The 15,781-nt window shown below is 71.9% G+C and carries 13 protein-coding genes and 1 tRNA gene; 6 read left to right on the forward strand and 8 right to left on the reverse strand.

The genetic code is table 11. The features are described 5' to 3' along the window. Nucleotides 1–8: 8 nt before the first annotated feature. The gene (locus H3H34_RS02500) at nt 9–905 is read right to left on the reverse strand and encodes a tetratricopeptide repeat protein (protein ID WP_194743665.1); all 897 of its coding nucleotides are present in this window, start codon (nt 903–905) and stop codon (nt 9–11) included. A 105-nt stretch (nt 906–1,010) separates the two neighbouring features. Between H3H34_RS02500 and H3H34_RS02505 the strand changes: the two genes are divergently transcribed. Continuing rightward, nucleotides 1,011–1,085, forward strand: a tRNA-Gly gene (locus H3H34_RS02505). Nucleotides 1,086–1,335: 250 nt separating this feature from the next. Beyond that, complete coding sequence (locus H3H34_RS02510) at nt 1,336–1,749, forward strand: c-type cytochrome (RefSeq protein ID WP_207790721.1); 414 nt, start codon at nt 1,336–1,338, stop codon at nt 1,747–1,749. A 13-nt stretch (nt 1,750–1,762) separates the two neighbouring features. Here H3H34_RS02510 and H3H34_RS02515 read toward each other — a convergent pair whose 3' ends face one another. From H3H34_RS02515 to H3H34_RS02545, 7 genes are all read right to left on the reverse strand, one after another. Next, complete coding sequence (locus H3H34_RS02515) at nt 1,763–2,059, reverse strand: hypothetical protein (RefSeq protein ID WP_235945247.1); 297 nt, start codon at nt 2,057–2,059, stop codon at nt 1,763–1,765. Beyond that, on the reverse strand, nt 2,056–2,580 hold the full coding sequence (locus H3H34_RS02520; RefSeq protein ID WP_328831024.1) for a TspO/MBR family protein: 525 nt from the start codon (nt 2,578–2,580) through the stop codon (nt 2,056–2,058). Before H3H34_RS02520 ends, H3H34_RS02515 begins: the two co-directional genes overlap by 4 nt. After that, nucleotides 2,577–3,782 (reverse strand): geranylgeranyl diphosphate reductase, encoded by a 1,206-nt coding sequence (locus tag H3H34_RS02525; RefSeq protein WP_194743667.1) that lies wholly within the window; start codon nt 3,780–3,782, stop codon nt 2,577–2,579. Before H3H34_RS02525 ends, H3H34_RS02520 begins: the two co-directional genes overlap by 4 nt. Beyond that, nucleotides 3,779–5,101, reverse strand: coding sequence for a BCD family MFS transporter (locus tag H3H34_RS02530; RefSeq protein ID WP_194743668.1), 1,323 nt, complete (start codon nt 5,099–5,101; stop codon nt 3,779–3,781). Before H3H34_RS02530 ends, H3H34_RS02525 begins: the two co-directional genes overlap by 4 nt. After that, nucleotides 5,098–6,012, reverse strand: a complete 915-nt coding sequence (gene chlG / locus H3H34_RS02535) for a chlorophyll synthase ChlG (RefSeq protein WP_194743669.1) — start codon at nt 6,010–6,012, stop codon at nt 5,098–5,100. Before chlG ends, H3H34_RS02530 begins: the two co-directional genes overlap by 4 nt. Nucleotides 6,013–6,119: 107 nt before the next feature. Further along, complete coding sequence (gene ppsR, locus H3H34_RS02540) at nt 6,120–7,466, reverse strand: transcriptional regulator PpsR (RefSeq protein ID WP_235945248.1); 1,347 nt, start codon at nt 7,464–7,466, stop codon at nt 6,120–6,122. A 101-nt stretch (nt 7,467–7,567) separates the two neighbouring features. After that, nucleotides 7,568–8,533 (reverse strand): cobalamin B12-binding domain-containing protein, encoded by a 966-nt coding sequence (locus tag H3H34_RS02545; RefSeq protein WP_194743671.1) that lies wholly within the window; start codon nt 8,531–8,533, stop codon nt 7,568–7,570. Nucleotides 8,534–8,833: 300 nt separating this feature from the next. On the opposite strand from H3H34_RS02545, the gene bchF reads away from it, so the two are divergent. The 4 genes from bchF to H3H34_RS02565 are packed head-to-tail and all read left to right on the forward strand — an operon-like array spanning nt 8,834 to nt 15,777. Next, entirely contained in the window at nt 8,834–9,427 is a 594-nt protein-coding gene (gene bchF / locus H3H34_RS02550) for a 2-vinyl bacteriochlorophyllide hydratase (protein WP_194743672.1), read from the forward strand. Then, nucleotides 9,424–10,722, forward strand: a complete 1,299-nt coding sequence (locus H3H34_RS02555; protein WP_194743673.1) for a ferredoxin:protochlorophyllide reductase (ATP-dependent) subunit N — start codon at nt 9,424–9,426, stop codon at nt 10,720–10,722. Before bchF ends, H3H34_RS02555 begins: the two co-directional genes overlap by 4 nt. Continuing rightward, a complete protein-coding gene (bchB, locus tag H3H34_RS02560; protein WP_194743674.1) occupies nt 10,719–12,284 on the forward strand; it encodes a ferredoxin:protochlorophyllide reductase (ATP-dependent) subunit B in 1,566 nt (521 codons plus the stop codon). Before H3H34_RS02555 ends, bchB begins: the two co-directional genes overlap by 4 nt. Beyond that, nucleotides 12,256–15,777, forward strand: a complete 3,522-nt coding sequence (locus H3H34_RS02565) for a magnesium chelatase subunit H (protein ID WP_194743675.1) — start codon at nt 12,256–12,258, stop codon at nt 15,775–15,777. Before bchB ends, H3H34_RS02565 begins: the two co-directional genes overlap by 29 nt. The last annotated feature ends 4 nt before the right edge of the window (nt 15,778–15,781 follow it).

Genomic DNA, 15,781 nt, shown 5'->3' on the forward strand with positions numbered 1-15,781 from the left:
GCTCCGGCTCACGCGAACCAGAGCTGGCGCAGGCGCCGGCGGGTCGCGATCGACCAAGGGTCGGACAGGCCCACCGTCTCGATGAGCTTGAGCAGCGTCTCGCGGGCCTTGCCGCCCTCCCAGTCCCGCTGGGCGGCGATGATTGCAAGCAGCAGGTCGGCCGCCCCGTCCCGGTCGCCGCGGGCGAACCGCGCAACCGCAAGGTCGTGCCGCGCGCCATGGTCCGAAGGATCGGCGGCGAGCCGCGCCTCGAGCGCCGCGGTGTCGCCGGCGGCCGGCGCACTCTCGGCCAACGCGAGCGCTGCGCGCGCCTGCTGGACGGCGGGGTCGGTCGCGCTCGCCGGCACCGCCGCCAGCGCCGCCCTTGCGGCATCGAGCCGCCCCAGCGCGACGAGAGTCCGGGCGTAGTGGGCGGCGAGTTCCGGCCGGTCCGGATGCTCGCGCACCAGCCCGGCAAGCGCGTCGGCTGCCTCGCTGGCCCGGCCTTCGGCAAGCCGCGCCAGCGCCGCTTCCGTCCGCGCCTCGAGGTCGGCTTCCGCCATGTCCGGCGGAAGCCGCGCGATCTGCTTCTCGATGAAGGCCTTGAGTTCCCGCTCGGGCAGCACGCCCACGAACGCATCGACCGGCCGCCCCCCCACCACGGCATAGACCGTCGGCACCGACTGGATGCGGAATTCCTCGGCAATCAGCCGGTTCTCGTCGATGTCGATGACCACCTGCGAGACCCGGCGATCACCCACCGCCGCGATTGCCTTCTCCATGAGGGGCGCAAGCTGCCGGCAGGGCCCGCACCAGCTGGCCGTGAAGCGCACCAGGACAACACCCGAAAGCGACGCTTCCAGCACGTCGCGGCGGAAACGGTCCACCGATGCGCGCTCCTTCTCGGTCAGGGACAGGCTAGCCATTTCGCATCCTCGCAGTTGTGCACTTGGCATATGGGCCTCGGCGCGACGCGATGGAAGGGGCTTGCGCCCCGCTCCCCGCTCCGCTACGCGCGGCCACCCACGGACGCGGGCGTAGCTCAGGGGTAGAGCACAACCTTGCCAAGGTTGGGGTCGAGGGTTCGAATCCCTTCGCCCGCTCCAGATCCCCGGGCCCGAGAGGCCGTGCGCGGGGCAGGCACGGGAGACGCCGGCCCCGAGCGGCGGACGCGGAAGGGCGAGGGTCCGAAGGGGCAACCCCGGAAGCGGCGGCACGGTGCGGCGAGGCTCCGCGATTTCGCCACAAACCGGCAAGGCTGCGGCAAGCTGCGCGCGCCTATGGCTTGACGCCATGCGGATCCCGACGCACGGGGCGCACGAGGCGGGGACACCCGCCAGCATTGGAGGTGGGTCTATGTCGACACTTCTCAAGGCTCTGGTCTCGGCGGGCGCTTTCGCCCTCACCGCCCCTGCGTTCGCACAGGCGGCCGCCCCGGCAGCCGCGCCGCCCTACGCCACCCTCAAGGGCAACCCCGCCGCGGGCGAGAAGGTGTTCGCCCAGTGCCGCGCCTGCCACGTGACCGACAAGGGCGTGAACCGTGTCGGCCCCTCGCTCCACGGCATCATCGGCCGCAAGAGCGGCTCGGTCCCGGGCTTCAAATATTCCAAGGCCAACCAGTCGGCCAACGTCGTCTGGACCGAGGAGAACCTCTACAAGTATCTGGAGAACCCGCGGAAGTTCATTCCGGGCACGACCATGGCGTTCGCTGGCCTCAGGAACCCGCAGCAGCGCGCCGACGTCATCGCCTATCTCCGCCAGTTCAAGTAGGGCGCCGGCCGGTTCAAGCAGGGCGCCGGCCGGAACCTTCGGCGGCAGCTCGGCGGAGCCGCCGCCACAGGTCCGCGAGGTGCGCGGGCAATGCCGCGGCAAGGCACGCGGCGACCACCTGCCACCCTGCTCCGGCAAGCGCGGCCCGCACGGCAAGGAGCAGGAACAGGCCGGGCAGCAGAGCGAGCAGAAGGTCGGCGCGCCGCCTGCCGGCAAACGCAAGGAGGAGCAGGGCCTCGAGCGCGAGCACCGCGAGCACGAGGTCAACGGCCCGCCCGCTCGTGAAGGCTCCGGCCACGAGCTCCGTCACGCGCCTGGCACGTTGAGGCGCACGATCTCCCAGTTGAGCAGCGCGGCAACGCTCACCCAGGCAAGGTAAGGCAGGAGCATCAGCGGTGCAGCGCGCGAATGGCGCGCGCTTGCCACAATCAGCCACAGGATCGAGGCCAACAGCAGGCCGACCTCGAGGAGCGCGAGGTCGGGCCGCTGGAGCCGGAAGAACAAGAGGCTCCACAGGATGTTGAGGAAGCCGTTCAGGGCGAAGAGGCCGACCAGCCAGTCCGCCCGCCGGCTGTCGGGCGCGGCCCGCCACGCGGCGACGGCTGCCGCCCCCCAGAGCGCGAGAATGACCGTCCAGATGGCGCCGAACGCCGCATCCGGCGGAGTCCATGACGGCTTGGCAAGAGCCCGGTACCACGGCCCCGTGTCGGTCAGGGTGGAGCCGAGGATGGCGATGAGAAGCGCGGCGCCGCCGCCCACCAGCGCCGGCACCAGCGCCGCCCCGGAGACGCGCGGGGCCCGCCCACGCGGATGGGCCGCCTCGCGGATCACCGCAGCGACCCGACGAGGTGGCCGAGATCCTTGAAGAAGATCCGAGCGTGGGCCATCGGCCGGGCTCGCACCAGCTTCTTCTCGGTATAGGCCTGCCAGGTGAGATACTGGACGTCAGGGTCCTCGCAGATCTTGACGAAGCGTTCCCTGCGCTTGTCGGAGGAATACCAGAAGTGCTGCATGATGCCGAGCACCCAGAAGACGGTTCCGTGCTCGCGCATGAACCGGCGCCTCGGCTCGGCGAGCGCCTTGGGATTGCCCGTGGCGAGGAAGCGGTCCACCCCTTCGGCCGCATACTGGCCGCTCGTCATCGCATAGTAGATGCCTTCGCCCGACGCAGGCGCGACAACCCCGGCCGCGTCGCCCGCGACGACCACGTCGCGGCCATTGTCCCAGCGCTTCAGCGGCTTCAGCGGAATGGGCGCCCCCTCCACCCGGATCGTCTCGCAGGAGTCGAGCCCGGTGTCGCGGCGAAGTTCGGCGACCGCCTCGCGCAGGGGAAAGCCCTTGTTCGCGCTTCCCACGCCGATCGAGGCGGTGTCCCCGTGGGGGAACACCCAGGCGTAGAAGTCGGGCGAAAGCTTGCCCTGGTAGAAGACGTCGCAGCGCGAACGGTCGAAGGCGTCGCTGTCGCGCTCGGGCGACTTCACCACCTCGTGGTAGGCGAACACGCAGGGCACGCGGTCGGCGCCCGGGAGCGTCTGGCGGGCGAGCTGGGAGCGGGCACCGTCGCAGCCAACGACGGCCCGCGCCCGGACCGACGCGAGCGGTGCGTCCCGGCCGGCCCCCTTGGGCCGGTAATGGATCCGCGCCACGCCCTCGGCGTCGCGGCTGAAGCCCTCGAAGGTGCCGGCCTGGCGCTCCGCGCCTTCCCGCGCCGCTCGCGCGCGCAACCACTCGTCGAAATGCTCGCGATCGACCATGCCGACGTAGTTGCCGCCGACCGGCATGTCGACCGTCCTCGCAGAGGGGGCGATCATCCGCGCGGCGGTCGCGCGGCCGACGATGAGGTGGTCGGGAATGGCGTAGTCGCGGATGAGGCGTGGCGGAATTGCGCCGCCGCACGGCTTGATCCGCCCGGCGCGGTCGAGCAGCAGCACCCGCCGCCCGGCGCGCGCGAGGGTGGTTGCTGCCGTGGCGCCCGCAGGGCCTCCACCCACCACCACGGCATCGTAGAGGTCGTCGTGCTCCCGTCCGGTCACGTCGCCACTCCTGCTGCAGCCGCCGGCACGTCGCTGCGGCTCATGTGGACCTTGAGCGCAAGCCCGGCTGCGCCCATGAAGAGCAGGGCCTCGCCCGCGAAGACGATGGCGAAGGCCGCGGCATCGTCGCCAAGCAGGGTGCGCCCGGCGTCAACGCCGGCTGCGCCGACCAGCCCGCCGAGCGCGAAGGCGACCGCCTGGGCCGCCCCCCAGAGGCCCATGCGGATTCCCTCGCGGCCGGGCCCCTCGATTCCGGCGAGATCCATCATCGCAGCGATGGCGGCCACCGCGAACATGCCATTGCCGAAGCCGAGGAGGGCGGCGGTGGCGCGGAGCGGAAAGCCCTCGCCCATGCGCGCGCCGAGTGCGAGGAGCGCCAGCGCGCCCGCCGAGAGGAGGCAGCCCGCCACCACGAGCGCCCGGCTGCCGCCGGGAAGGCGGGCGGCGAGCCAGCGCCCGGCGAGCCCCACCGTCAGCATGCCGGCGAGCGTCGCCCCGTGCTGGATTGAGGAGAGCCGGGTCGACTCGCCCGGCGAGAAGCCGAAGACGAGGCCTGCGAAGGGCTCGAGGATGACATCCTGCATCGCGTAGGCGAGCATCGAGACGAGGACGAACAGGGTGAAGCCGCGCACGCGGGCATCTCCCCAGATGGCCTGGAGCCCCTCGGCGAAGGATTCCGGCCCGCGCTCGGGCGCCACCGGGGGCCCCTCGGCTACGCCCCGGGTGGCAAGGACGGTCACGCCAAGCGCAACCGCGCAGATGGTGCCGGCCACCATCGCCAGCCGCTCGGGCGAAAACGGGTCGATGAAGCCGCCGGCGACCCCTGCCGTGACCGCGATGCCGGCCACCATCATGATCCAGCAGGTGGCCGCCGCGAGCGGCCGGCGGCCCGGCTCCACCCGGCTGGCGAGCAGCGCGAGGAGCGAGGTGCCCGCCGCGCCCACCCCGGCGCCGATCATGGCGAAGCCGAGGCCGGCTGCGAGGAGGCCCGCCACGCGATAGGCCTCCATCACGAAGACGGCGTTGGTTGCCGTCAGCGCACCCAGCGCCAAGAGCGCCATGCCGCCCAGGATGAAGCGCTTGCGGCTTCCGCCCTGGTCGGAGGCATGGCCGAAGCCCGGCCGCGAGAGCTGCACGGCATAGTGCCAGGCGATGAGCGCCGCCGGCAGCACCGCGGGAAGCGCATATTCCACCACCATGATGCGGTTGAGCATGGAGGTGACGAGCATGACGATCCCGCCGAGCGCCGCCTGGACGAGGCCGAGACGCAGGATCCCGGGAAGGCCGAGCGGCGGCAGCGGCGGGCGCGGCCGGCTCATGCGAGGCTCCCGACGCCGATCGCCGAGACCAGCATGCCGAGCACGTAGGTCATGATTCCCGTCCCGTTGTACCAGGGCGCCCTGCCGGCCGGGTCGGCAAGCAGGCGGCGCATGAAGGCGAGCTGGAGGAGAAGGCCGCCTCCGACGAGCGCGGCGTGGACCGGCAGGCCCCAGCTCCACAGCAGCAGGGTGACCGGCACCTGCGGCACCGCCATGGTGAGGCACGCAACCCGGGCCGCGCGCGCGGGCCCCAGCATGACCGGAAGGGTCCGCAGGCCCATCTGCCGGTCGCCCTCGATCGCCTTGAAGTCGTTGAGCACCATGATGCCGTGCGCCCCCAGGCTCCAGAGCAGCACGAGGAGCAGCACCTTCGAATCGGGCATGCCCCCCACCATGACGGCGGCGCCCGTGAACCAGGTGAGCCCCTCGTAGGCGAAGCCGCAGGCCGCAGGGCCCCAGAGGCCGCTCGCCTTCAGCCGCGGCCAGGGCGTGGAGTAGATCCAGGCAAGCAGCAGCCCGAGGCAGGTGGCCGCCAGCACCACCGGCGCGATGAGGGCGGCGACGGCGAGCGAGACGAACGACCCGGCAATCGCGATCCAGAGGCCCCACCGGCCGGGAATGCGGCCGGAGGGAATGGGCCGGCCGGGCTCGTTGATGGCGTCCACCTCGCGGTCGAACCAGTCGTTGATGGCCTGGCTGGTGCCGCAGACGAGGGGCCCGGCAAGGAGCACGCCGGCGACGAGGAACGGCCAGCGCTCGGCAAGCGGAACGCCTGAGGAGAGCACCCCGCACATGAACGCCCACATGGGCGGAAACCAGGTGACCGGCTTCAGCAGCTCGAGGACGTCGCGCGGGCGCGGGACCGCTCCCCGCCGCACCACTCCGAGGCCCGCATCTCCCGCTCGTGCCATGGCGCGGAGACTAGGCGGGGCGGCGCGCCAGCGTCAACCTTTGTTGACAGTGGAAGATGTCGCGGGGCGCAGACGGAACCCGTCCCTGCCTCTTCGCGGCACCCCGCTCAGCTCTTCGGGCCCTCGCCGTCCGGGTCGCGGGCGAGGCCGTGGCGGTGCAGCTTGAGGTAGAGGCCCTGCCGCGACAGGCCGAGGATTTCCGCGGCCGAGGCGCGGTTGTTGTCGGCGCACTTGAGCGCCGCCTCGATGCACAGCCGCTCGATGAGATCGGTCGATTCGCGGACGATGTCCTTGAGCGTCATGCGCCCGACGAGCTCGGTGAGCTCCTCGACCGAGCGCGGCGAGGCCATCTCGGCGGTGATTCGCGCTCGGTCGGTGATGCGGGGGCGGAGCGTGAAGCCGCCCACCTTGCCCCGGTGCTCGTCGACGAGGACGGCCGAGATCTCGACGTCCACCGGCTCGCCGAACCGCGGGCGAACGATGGTGGCGAGGTTGCGCACGGCGCCGTGCTCGGCGAGCTGGGAGGCGAGGACGTTCGCGTCGATCCCCGGGCGCCCGACGAAGCGGGCGAGCGGGAGGCCTGCCACGTCCTCGCGCCGGGCGTGGCCGACGAGTTCGAGGAAGGCGCCGTTGGCGTCGACGATGCGGAGCGCGCCGTCGGTCACGACAAAGGGGTCGGGCACCCGCTCGAGCACCGTCTCGAGGTCGGCCTCGCTCGAACCGACGTCCCCGAAGCGGAGCAGCAGGTAGGCGGTGCCGCCCTGGCGGAACAGCGTACCCGAGATCCGGACCTCCGCGTTGCTGCCGGCGATCCGGACCCTGGCCGGGGGTGCATCGTCGGTCGCACCGAGTGCGCCAAGGAAGCCGAGCAGCGTCTCGCGGTCGCCGGGCTCGACGAGGGAGGCGATCTGCCGGCCGACGAGGTCGCTGCGGCCGAGCAGCCGCTCGGCTGCCGGGTTGGCCTCGAGGATGGTGCGTGCGCTGGCGTCGAGAACGAGGACCGGCTCGCGCGAGAGGCCGAAGAGCAGGCGGTAGCGGGACTCGGTCTGCCGGGCGCGGAGCCGCTCCCGCTCGATCGCCTGCTGAGCCTGGATCAGCCGCTGCTGGAGCGCGGCGGCCGCGCGGTCGTCGCGGCCGACGGCGATGGTGCCCCGCCCGGGCCCCGCGGAGACCGCGAGGAAGCGCATGGGGATCTCGCCGCGCGCGGTCTTCTGGTTCAGCTGGCGCCACGGCCCCGCCGGGCCGGGGGCCGGGTCTGCCAGGAGTTCGGCCACCTTGTGCCGGCTGTCGGGCAGCACCGTCTCCTCCCAGCGCCGGCCGAGCCACTCGGCAGCGCCGTCCTCCGCAAGCTCGGGCGAGCCGATCGCCATGTCGCGGATGACGCCGGCCTCGTCGACGACGAGGGCAACGTCGCTTGCCGCGGCAATGACCGAGGCGACCAGATGCGAGGGCATGCCACCGAACGACCCGTCGGGCGCGCGGAAGGGAACGGGTTCCGGCGAGGGGGTCTGGGCATCCATCCGAATCTGTCTTATCTCCCGCGGCCGCAGCCGCTTCAGGCGGTACCTGCTCCTGCTGCAAAATTGCCTGCGCCGACAAGGGCCTCCGCCTTTGCGACTGCCGCTCGCGCGTCGGGAGCCGTCGCATCGGCACCGACGAGAAACGCAAGCTCCGGCCGCTCGGCAAGCAGAACGCCCCCCACCATGACGAGGAGGGCGGGATTGCGCGAGGCGTCGCGCAGCGCCTCGATGAGGTCGGGCAGCATCTCGACCTGACGGTCCTGCGTGACCGTCAGGCCAACGAGGTCATAGGCAGTCGCCGCCACGTCCGCGCACAGCGTGTCGCGCTCCGAGTCGAGGCAGCAGCAGGCGTCCCACCCCGAGGCACGGAAATATTCGGTGACAAGGAGGGCACCGAAACGGTGGTCATCCCCCGGCAGCGCTGCGAACAGCGCACGCCGGCGCCCGGCCGTCGCGCGGGCGCGGGTCATGAGGCGGCCGGCGATCTCGTGGGTCAGCTCCTGCAGGCGCCACAGGCCCATCGTCACGTCCACGAAGTCGCAGCGGTCCCGTTCCCAGAGGCTGCCGAGCTCTCGCGCGGCAGGCGCGAGCAGGTCGACGAGGACGGCACCGGCCGGGACGCCCCGAGCCAGGACCGACTCGACGTCAGCGAGGAGATCGACGACATCGCGGTCGATCGCAGCCAGCGCGAAGCGGGCCACCTCCTCCGCAGCGATCGGCTCGACTGCCGCGGTGGCATCGCCCGCGTCTCCACCCCTCGCGGCCGTGCCGCCCGCGATGGCCTGCGGGTCGCGGGCCGGGGATGCCGCCGCTGCAGCGTCGGCGAGATGCGTGACGAGGAGCCGCGGGATGATCTCCGACTCGATGATGGTGGCGAGGTTCGCCGGCTGGATCTCGCCATGCGTGCGCCGAAGCCGTCGCAAGCCGAAGTCCCGAAGTGTCGGAAAGCGCTGCAGCAGACCCTCGAGGCTGAGCGCCAGGCTGATCCCGACCGTCGTCATCACGGTCCTCCCGTCAGAGCTGGGCACGGGCACTCCCCCGCCCGCGGGTGGCGCGCCGTTCTCCCGCGGCGACTCCCCACCACATTCGAGCCTATTCACCGTCAGGACGGATTTCAATCGCGCGCTCCGCTCTCCCGGCCTGCTGGCCCACCTCCCGCCCCCTTGCGATGGTGCGGCGAGGCGATGCGCCCGCCCGCGTCATCTCGCCACAGCGTCAACTTATATGAGCGTCAAGTTTCGTTGACAATCGGGATTCCGGTCCTTAGGCTCCAGCGAGGAATGGAGGGCCCGGGAAGGGAAATGGTCGCGCTCCCGCAACGGCTTGGGCTGGATTCGGCAGACCTTCGGCACGCACGTGCAGCCGCTGGCGCGTCCGCGCGGGACAAGGCGGCTTCCGGGGCAGCTGGCGTTCTCCGCCGCCCCCAGCGGCCGCCGCTCTACACGCCGGAGGAGCGCCGCCGCCGTGACGAGAGCCCCTGGACCATCGTCCAGGGCATCCTCGCGCCGCTCCAGTTCCTCGTCTTCCTGGTCAGCCTGGCGCTCGTCGTCCGCTTCCTCCTGACCGGCGAAGGGGAGGGCGCTGCAACCGTCTCGATCCTCGTCAAGACCGGGGTGCTCTACCTCATCATGGTCACCGGGGCGATCTGGGAGAAGGTCGTCTTCGGCCGCTACCTCTTCGCGCCCGCCTTCTTCTGGGAAGATCTCTTCTCGATGCTCGTCCTTGCGCTCCACACGGCCTATGTCGTGATGCTGCTGGCCGGCATTGGCAGCGTCGGGCAGCAGATGGCGGTCGCCCTCGCGGCCTATGCCGCCTATGTCATCAATGCCGGCCAGTTCGTCTGGAAGCTCCGGCAGGCGCGGATTGATGCCCCGGCCGGAGGAGCAGCAGCGTGAACGCCCCGGCCGTCGCGGCGCTGGCGGCGGGGGCGCCCCGGCCGGTCCTGCGCGAGCGCGGCCAGCGCGAGGTCTTCTGCGGCCTCACCGGCATCGTCTGGCTCCACCGCAAGATCCAGGATGCCTTCTTCCTGGTGGTCGGCTCGCGCACCTGCGCTCACCTGCTCCAGTCGGCAGCCGGCGTCATGATCTTCGCCGAGCCCCGCTTCGCCACCGCCATCATCGAGGAAAAGGACCTCGCCGGCCTTGCCGACGTCCACGAGGAGCTCGACCAGGTGGTTGCCCGACTCCTCGCCCGCCGGCCCGACATCCGTCTCCTCTTCCTCGTGGGCTCCTGCCCGTCTGAGGTGATCAAGCTCGACCTTGCCAAGGCTGCGGCCCGCCTCGACGCCGGAATGCGGCCGCGCGGCGTGCGCGTGCTCGCCTATTCCGGCTCGGGCATCGAGACGACCTTCACCGAGGGCGAGGACGCCTGCCTCGCTGCGCTCGTGCCGGAGATGCCGCAGGCGGGAAACCTTGGCCAGCGCCTGCTGGTTGCGGGCAGCCTGGCCGACGTTGTCGAGGACCAGTTCGCGCGGCTCTTCGCCGACCTCGGAATTCCGGCGGATGTCCTGCCGCCGCGCCGGGCCGGTCAGCTGCCGCCGGTCGGGCCGGGCACCCGGGTGCTGCTTGCCCAGCCCTTCCTCGGCGCGACCGCGGCCGCCCTCGAGCGCCGGGGCGCAACCGTCCTTCCCGCTCCCTTCCCCTTCGGTGCCAGGGGCACGGAGGCGTGGCTTGCGGTTGCGGCCCGCGCCTTCGGCGTGTCTTTCGACCGGTTCGAGGCGGTGGTCGCGGCACCGCGCGCGCGGGCCGAGCGCGCGCTTGCCCGGCATCGCCCCCTCCTCGAGGGGCGGCGCATCAGCTTCCTTCCCGACAGCCAGCTCGAGGTGCCGCTGGCCCGCTTTCTCGCCGAGGAATGCGGCATGGTGCCGGTGGAAGTGGGCACGCCCTACCTTCACCAGCGCTACCACGGCCCCGATCTTGCGCGCCTTCCAGAAGGCGTGCGCCTGGCCGAGGGGCAGGACGTCGAGCGCCAGCTCGACCGCGTCCGCGCCGACCGGCCCGACCTCGTCGTCTGCGGCCTCGGGCTTGCCAACCCGCTCGAGGCCGAGGGGCTCACCACCAAGTGGTCGATCGAGCTCGTCTTCTCGCCTGTCCACGGGTTCGACCAGGCCGGCGATCTTGCCGAACTGTTCGCCCGCCCGCTCGTCCGCCGTCAGAAGCTCGCGGCCCTTGCCCCGGAGGCGGCCACGTGAAGCTCGCCGCCTGGACCTACGAGGGCCCGCCGCATGTGGGCGCCATGCGGGTGGCAACGGCCATGCGGGGCGTCCACTATGTCCTCCACGCGCCGCAGGGCGACACCTACGCCGATCTCCTCTTCACCATGATCGAGCGGCGGGACCATCGCCCGCCCGTCACCTGGACCACCTTCCAGGCGCGCGATCTCGGCGCCGACACCGCCGAGCTGTTCAAGGCCGCCCTTCGCGACGCCCACGCCCGCTTCCGTCCCGAGGCGATGCTGGTCGGGGCCTCCTGCACCGCCGAGCTCATCCAGGACGATCCCGGGGGCCTTGCCGCCACCATGGGCCTTCCCGTTCCGGTCATTCCGCTCGAGCTTCCGAGCTACAGCCGCAAGGAGAACTGGGGCGCGGCCGAGACCTTCCTCGCGCTGGTGCGCGCGCTCGTGGACCGCAGCCGCCGGCCCTCCCCACGCGAAGGCCGAAGGCCGCGCGTCAACCTTCTGGGGCCCACGGCGCTCGGCTTCCGCCACCGCGACGACGTGACCGAGGTGACGCGCCTTCTCGATACGCTGGGGGTCGATGTCCATGTCGTGGCGCCGCTCGGCGCCACGGTTGCCGACATCGCCGCCCTCGGCGAGGCCGACCTCGACATCTGCCTCTACCCCGAGATTGCCGACAGCGCCTGCCGCTTCCTTGAGAAGAGCTTCGGCCGGCCGACCATTCGCACCGTCCCCATCGGCCATCTCGCGACCTGCGACTTCGTCCGCGAGGTCGCAGGCCATCTCGGCCTCGACCCGGCGCCCGCGCTTGCCGCGGCGCACGCGCGCCTGCCGTGGTGGTCGCGCTCGGTCGACTCGACCTATCTCACGGGCAAGCGCGTGTTCGTCTTCGGCGATGCCACGCACGCGATCGCGATCGCCCGGGTGGCGCGCGACGAGCTCGGCTTCGAGGTGGTGGGCCTCGGCTGCTACAACCGCGAGTTCGCCCGCGAGCTGCGCGCTGCGGCGGCGGAGCACGGCATCGAGCCGCTCGTCACAGACGACTATCTCGAGGTCGAGGCGCGGATCGCGGCGCTCCAGCCGGAGCTGGTGCTCGGCACGCAGATGGAGCGGATGATCGCCAAGCGCGTGCGCCTGCCCTGCGCGGTGATCTCCGCGCCTGTCCACGTCCAGGACTTCCCGGCGCGCTACTCGCCGGTGATGGGGTTCGAGGGCGCCAACGTCCTCTTCGACACCCTCGTCCACCCGCTCGTCATGGGTCTCGAGGAACATCTGCTGACCATGTTCCGGGAGGACTTCGAGTTCTCGGACGAGGCCGGACCCTCCCATCTTGCTGCGAGCCATGCTGCGCAGCATGCGGCCGCTCAGCCGCAGATCCGGCCGGAGCCCGTGGCCGCCCAGGCGGCGGCGGACGGGCTTGTCGCCTGGACGCCCGATGCCGAGCGCGAGCTTCGCAAGATCCCTTTCTTCGTGCGCGGCAAGGCCCGCCGCAACACCGAGGCCTATGCTGCCGCGCGCGGCATTTCCGCGATCACCGTCGAGACGCTCTATGACGCGAAATCGCACTTCTCCCGCTGAGCCGCCGCGGCTGGAGCGCCCGCTGCGCGTGGTCATCGTCACGCTCGACAACCACCTGGCCGGCGCTGCGGAGCGGGCCCAGGCGCGGTTCCGCGCCGAGGGCCTGCCGATCGAGATCGGCTTCCATGCCGCCTCCGACTGGGATGGAGCGCCCGACCGGCTCGAGGCCGCGCGGGCCGACATTGCCCGCGGCGACATCGTGATTGCCGCCATGCTCTTCCTCGAGGAGCACATCCGCGCCGTGCTGCCGGCGCTCGAGGCCCGGCGCGACAGCTGCGATGCCATGCTGGGGCTGCTCTCCGGCGCCGAGATCGTGCGGCTCACCCGCATGGGCCAGTACCGGATGGATGCGGCGCCCTCGGGCCCGCTGGCGCTCCTGAAGAAGCTGCGTGGCACGGCCAAGCCAGGCCAGTCGTCCGGCGCGGGGCAGATGAAGATCCTCCGCACGCTGCCGAAGCTTCTGAAGTGGCTTCCCGGCTCGGCGCAGGACGTGCGCGCCTACTTCCTCACCCTCCAGTACTGGCTCGCCGGCTCCGACGACAACGTCGTCGCGATGATTCGCGCGCTGGTCGACCGTTACGCCGATGGTCCGCGCGCTCCCTTGCGCGGCGCGACGCCCGCGGCGCTTCCGGCCGAGTATCCGGAGGTCGGCGTCTACCACCCCGACATGCGGGGGCGGATGTCCGAGTCGCTGCGCCTGCTGCCGCAGCGGGGCGGGAAGGCGGGCACGGTCGGCCTGCTGCTGCTGCGCTCCTACGTGCTCGGGCGCGACTCGGGCCACTATGATGGCGTCATCCGCGCGCTCGAAGCGCGGGGCCTTCGCGTCATCCCGGCGTTCGCAAGCGGGCTCGACCAGCGGCCCGCCATCGAGCGCTTCTTCATGGAGCGCGGCCGGCCGACGATCGACGCGCTGGTCTCGCTCACTGGCTTCAGCCTGGTGGGCGGGCCCGCCTACAACGATGCCCGCGCCGCCGAGGAGATCCTGGCGCGGCTCGACGTGCCCTACATCGCCGCGCACCCGCTCGAGTTCCAGTCGCTGCAGGCGTGGGGCCGGGGAACGGCGGGCCTCACGCCGGTCGAGGCGACCATGATGGTCGCCATCCCCGAACTTGACGGTGCCACCGTGCCGACGGTGTTCGGCGGCCGCTCCGACGGTTCGGCCGAGCCGTGCACGGGCTGCGCGCGGCGCTGCGTCCACGCCGCCTCGGGGCTTGCCCGCGAGATGCTCTCCTGCCCCGAGCGTGCCGAGGCGCTCGCCGCCAAGGTCGCGCGGCTGGTCGCGCTCCGGCGGACTCCGCCGGCGGAGCGGCGGGTCGCCATCACCCTCTTCAACTTCCCGCCCAACGCCGGTGCGGCAGGCACCGCGGCCTGGCTCTCCGTCTTCGAGAGCCTGCACCGCACGCTCGTGGCCCTGGCCGGGGCCGGATACCGGGTCGAGGTGCCGTCATCGGTCGAGGCGCTGAAGGCCGCCCTGCTTGAGGGCAACCGCGACCGCTACGGGACGGATGCCAACGTCTTCCACCGGGTGCCTGTCGACCAGCACGTCCGCCGCGAGCCCCATCTTGCCGCCATCGAGGCCCAGTGGGGCCCGGCGCCCGGCCGCCAGCTTTCCGACGGCCGCCACATCCTCATCCAGGGTGCCTGCTTCGGCAACGTCTTCGTGGGCCTTCAGCCGGGCTTCGGCTACGAGGGGGACCCGATGCGGCTGCTGTTCGAGGGCCGCTTCGCGCCCACCCATGCGTTCGCCGCCTACTACCGCTTCCTTCGCGAGGACTTCGGCGCGCATGCAGTGCTTCACTTCGGCACCCACGGCGCGCTCGAGTTCATGCCGGGCAAGCAGGCCGGGCTCTCGGCCGACTGCTGGCCCGAGCGCCTGCTGGGCGACCTGCCCAACATCTACTTCTATGCTGCCAACAACCCGTCGGAAGGCACCATTGCCAAGCGCCGGGCGGCGGCGACCCTCGTCTCCTACGCAACGCCGCCGCTCGCCGAGGCCGGCCTCCACAAGGGGCTCGCCGACCTCAGGGCCTCGCTCGACCGCTGGCGGGCGACCGACCCGGAAGCCCCCGAGCGCGCACGGCTCGAGGCGCTGGTGCGCGCCCAGGCCGAGGCGGCCGGTCTTGGCGACGTGCCGACCGACGCGCTTCCCGACCGCCTCTACGAGATCGAGACGGCCCAAATCCCGCTCGGCCTCCATGTCGCGGACGCGCACGAAGTCGAGGCGCTCGTCCGCGCGCTCTCGGGCGGCTACATCCCCCCGGCGCCCGGCGGCGACATCGGCCGCAACCCCGACGTGCTGCCGACGGGCCGCAACCTCCACGGCTTCGACCCGTTCCGCCTGCCCTCCACCTTCGCGGTTTCCGAAGGGCATGCCATGGCCGAGCGGCTCCTTGCCCGCCATGTCGCGGAGAAGGGCCGGCTGCCCGAGACGGTGGCGATGGTGCTCTGGGGCACCGACAACCTGAAGTCGGAAGGCGCGGCGCTTGCCCAGGCCTTCGCGCTGATCGGCGCGCGCCCGCGCCGCGACGGCTACGGCCGCCTTGCAGGTGCGGAGCTGGTGCCGCTTGCCGAGCTCGGCCGCCCGCGGATTGACGTGGTGGCCACCCTTTCCGGCATCTTCCGCGATCTCCTTCCCATGCAGACGCGCGCGCTCGCCGAGGCGGCCTTCCTTGCCGCCAGCGCCGACGAGCCGGAGGAGATGAACTTCGTGAGGAAGCACGCGCTTGCGCACATGGCGGCGCATGGCTGCGACCTCGAGACGGCGGCGCTTCGCGTCTTCTCCAACGCCGAGGGCGCCTATGGCGCCAACGTCAACCTGATGATCGACAGCGGCAACTGGACGTCGCCCGACGATCTTGCCGACAGCTTCGAGCGGCAGAAGGGCTTCGCCTACGGCCGCAGCGGCCGGCCGACGCGCCAGCCTGCGCTCATGCGCTCGGCGCTCGCAGGCGTGGACCTGGCCTTCCAGAACCTCGAGTCCGCCGAGCTCGGGGTCACCACCATCGACCACTATGTCGACACGCTGGGCGGAATCGCCCGCTCGGTCGCCCGCGCGCGGGGCGAGGAGGCCAGCGTCTACATCCTCGACGGCACGTCGGCCGCACCCCGGGTGCGGAGCCTTGCCGAGCAGATCGCGCTCGAGACCCGCACGCGCACGGTCAACCCGCTCTGGGTGGAGGCGATGCTGGAGCATGGCCACGAGGGCGTCCGCAACATCGAGGCGCAGGTGACGGTTACGCTCGGCTGGTCGGCCACGACGGGCCAGGTCGCCCCCTGGGTCTTCCAGGAGACGGCGGAGACCTTCCTCCTCGATGCGGCGATGCGCAACCGCCTCGCGGAACTCAACCCCAGGGCCTCGCAGCGCCTGGCCGACCGGCTTCTCGAGGCGGTCGACCGGCAGCTCTGGAGCCCCGACCCTGCAACGCTTGTCGCCCTGCGTGCTGCTGCCGATGCCCTCGAGGACCGCCTCGAGGGAGTCGCGGAAGCCGCCTGAGACC

Origin of the sequence: Thermaurantiacus tibetensis, assembly GCF_015354055.1 — a bacterium.
Classification (GTDB): Bacteria; Pseudomonadota; Alphaproteobacteria; order Sphingomonadales; family Sphingomonadaceae; genus Thermaurantiacus; species Thermaurantiacus tibetensis.

Bases quoted from the DNA above. Each gene is read 5' to 3' on its own strand.
- bchF (WP_194743672.1), top strand. From the start codon at position 8,834: ATGGTCGCGCTCCCGCAACGGCTTGGGCTGGATTCGGCAGACCTTCGG.
- H3H34_RS02565 (WP_194743675.1), top strand. From the start codon at position 12,256: ATGACGCGAAATCGCACTTCTCCCGCTGAGCCGCCGCGGCTGGAGCGC.
- chlG (WP_194743669.1), bottom strand. From the start codon at position 6,012: ATGGCACGAGCGGGAGATGCGGGCCTCGGAGTGGTGCGGCGGGGAGCG.
- H3H34_RS02530 (WP_194743668.1), bottom strand. From the start codon at position 5,101: ATGAGCCGGCCGCGCCCGCCGCTGCCGCCGCTCGGCCTTCCCGGGATC.
- H3H34_RS02510 (WP_207790721.1), top strand. From the start codon at position 1,336: ATGTCGACACTTCTCAAGGCTCTGGTCTCGGCGGGCGCTTTCGCCCTC.
- H3H34_RS02545 (WP_194743671.1), bottom strand. From the start codon at position 8,533: ATGACGACGGTCGGGATCAGCCTGGCGCTCAGCCTCGAGGGTCTGCTG.
- H3H34_RS02500 (WP_194743665.1), bottom strand. From the start codon at position 905: ATGGCTAGCCTGTCCCTGACCGAGAAGGAGCGCGCATCGGTGGACCGT.
- ppsR (WP_235945248.1), bottom strand. From the start codon at position 7,466: ATGCCCTCGCATCTGGTCGCCTCGGTCATTGCCGCGGCAAGCGACGTT.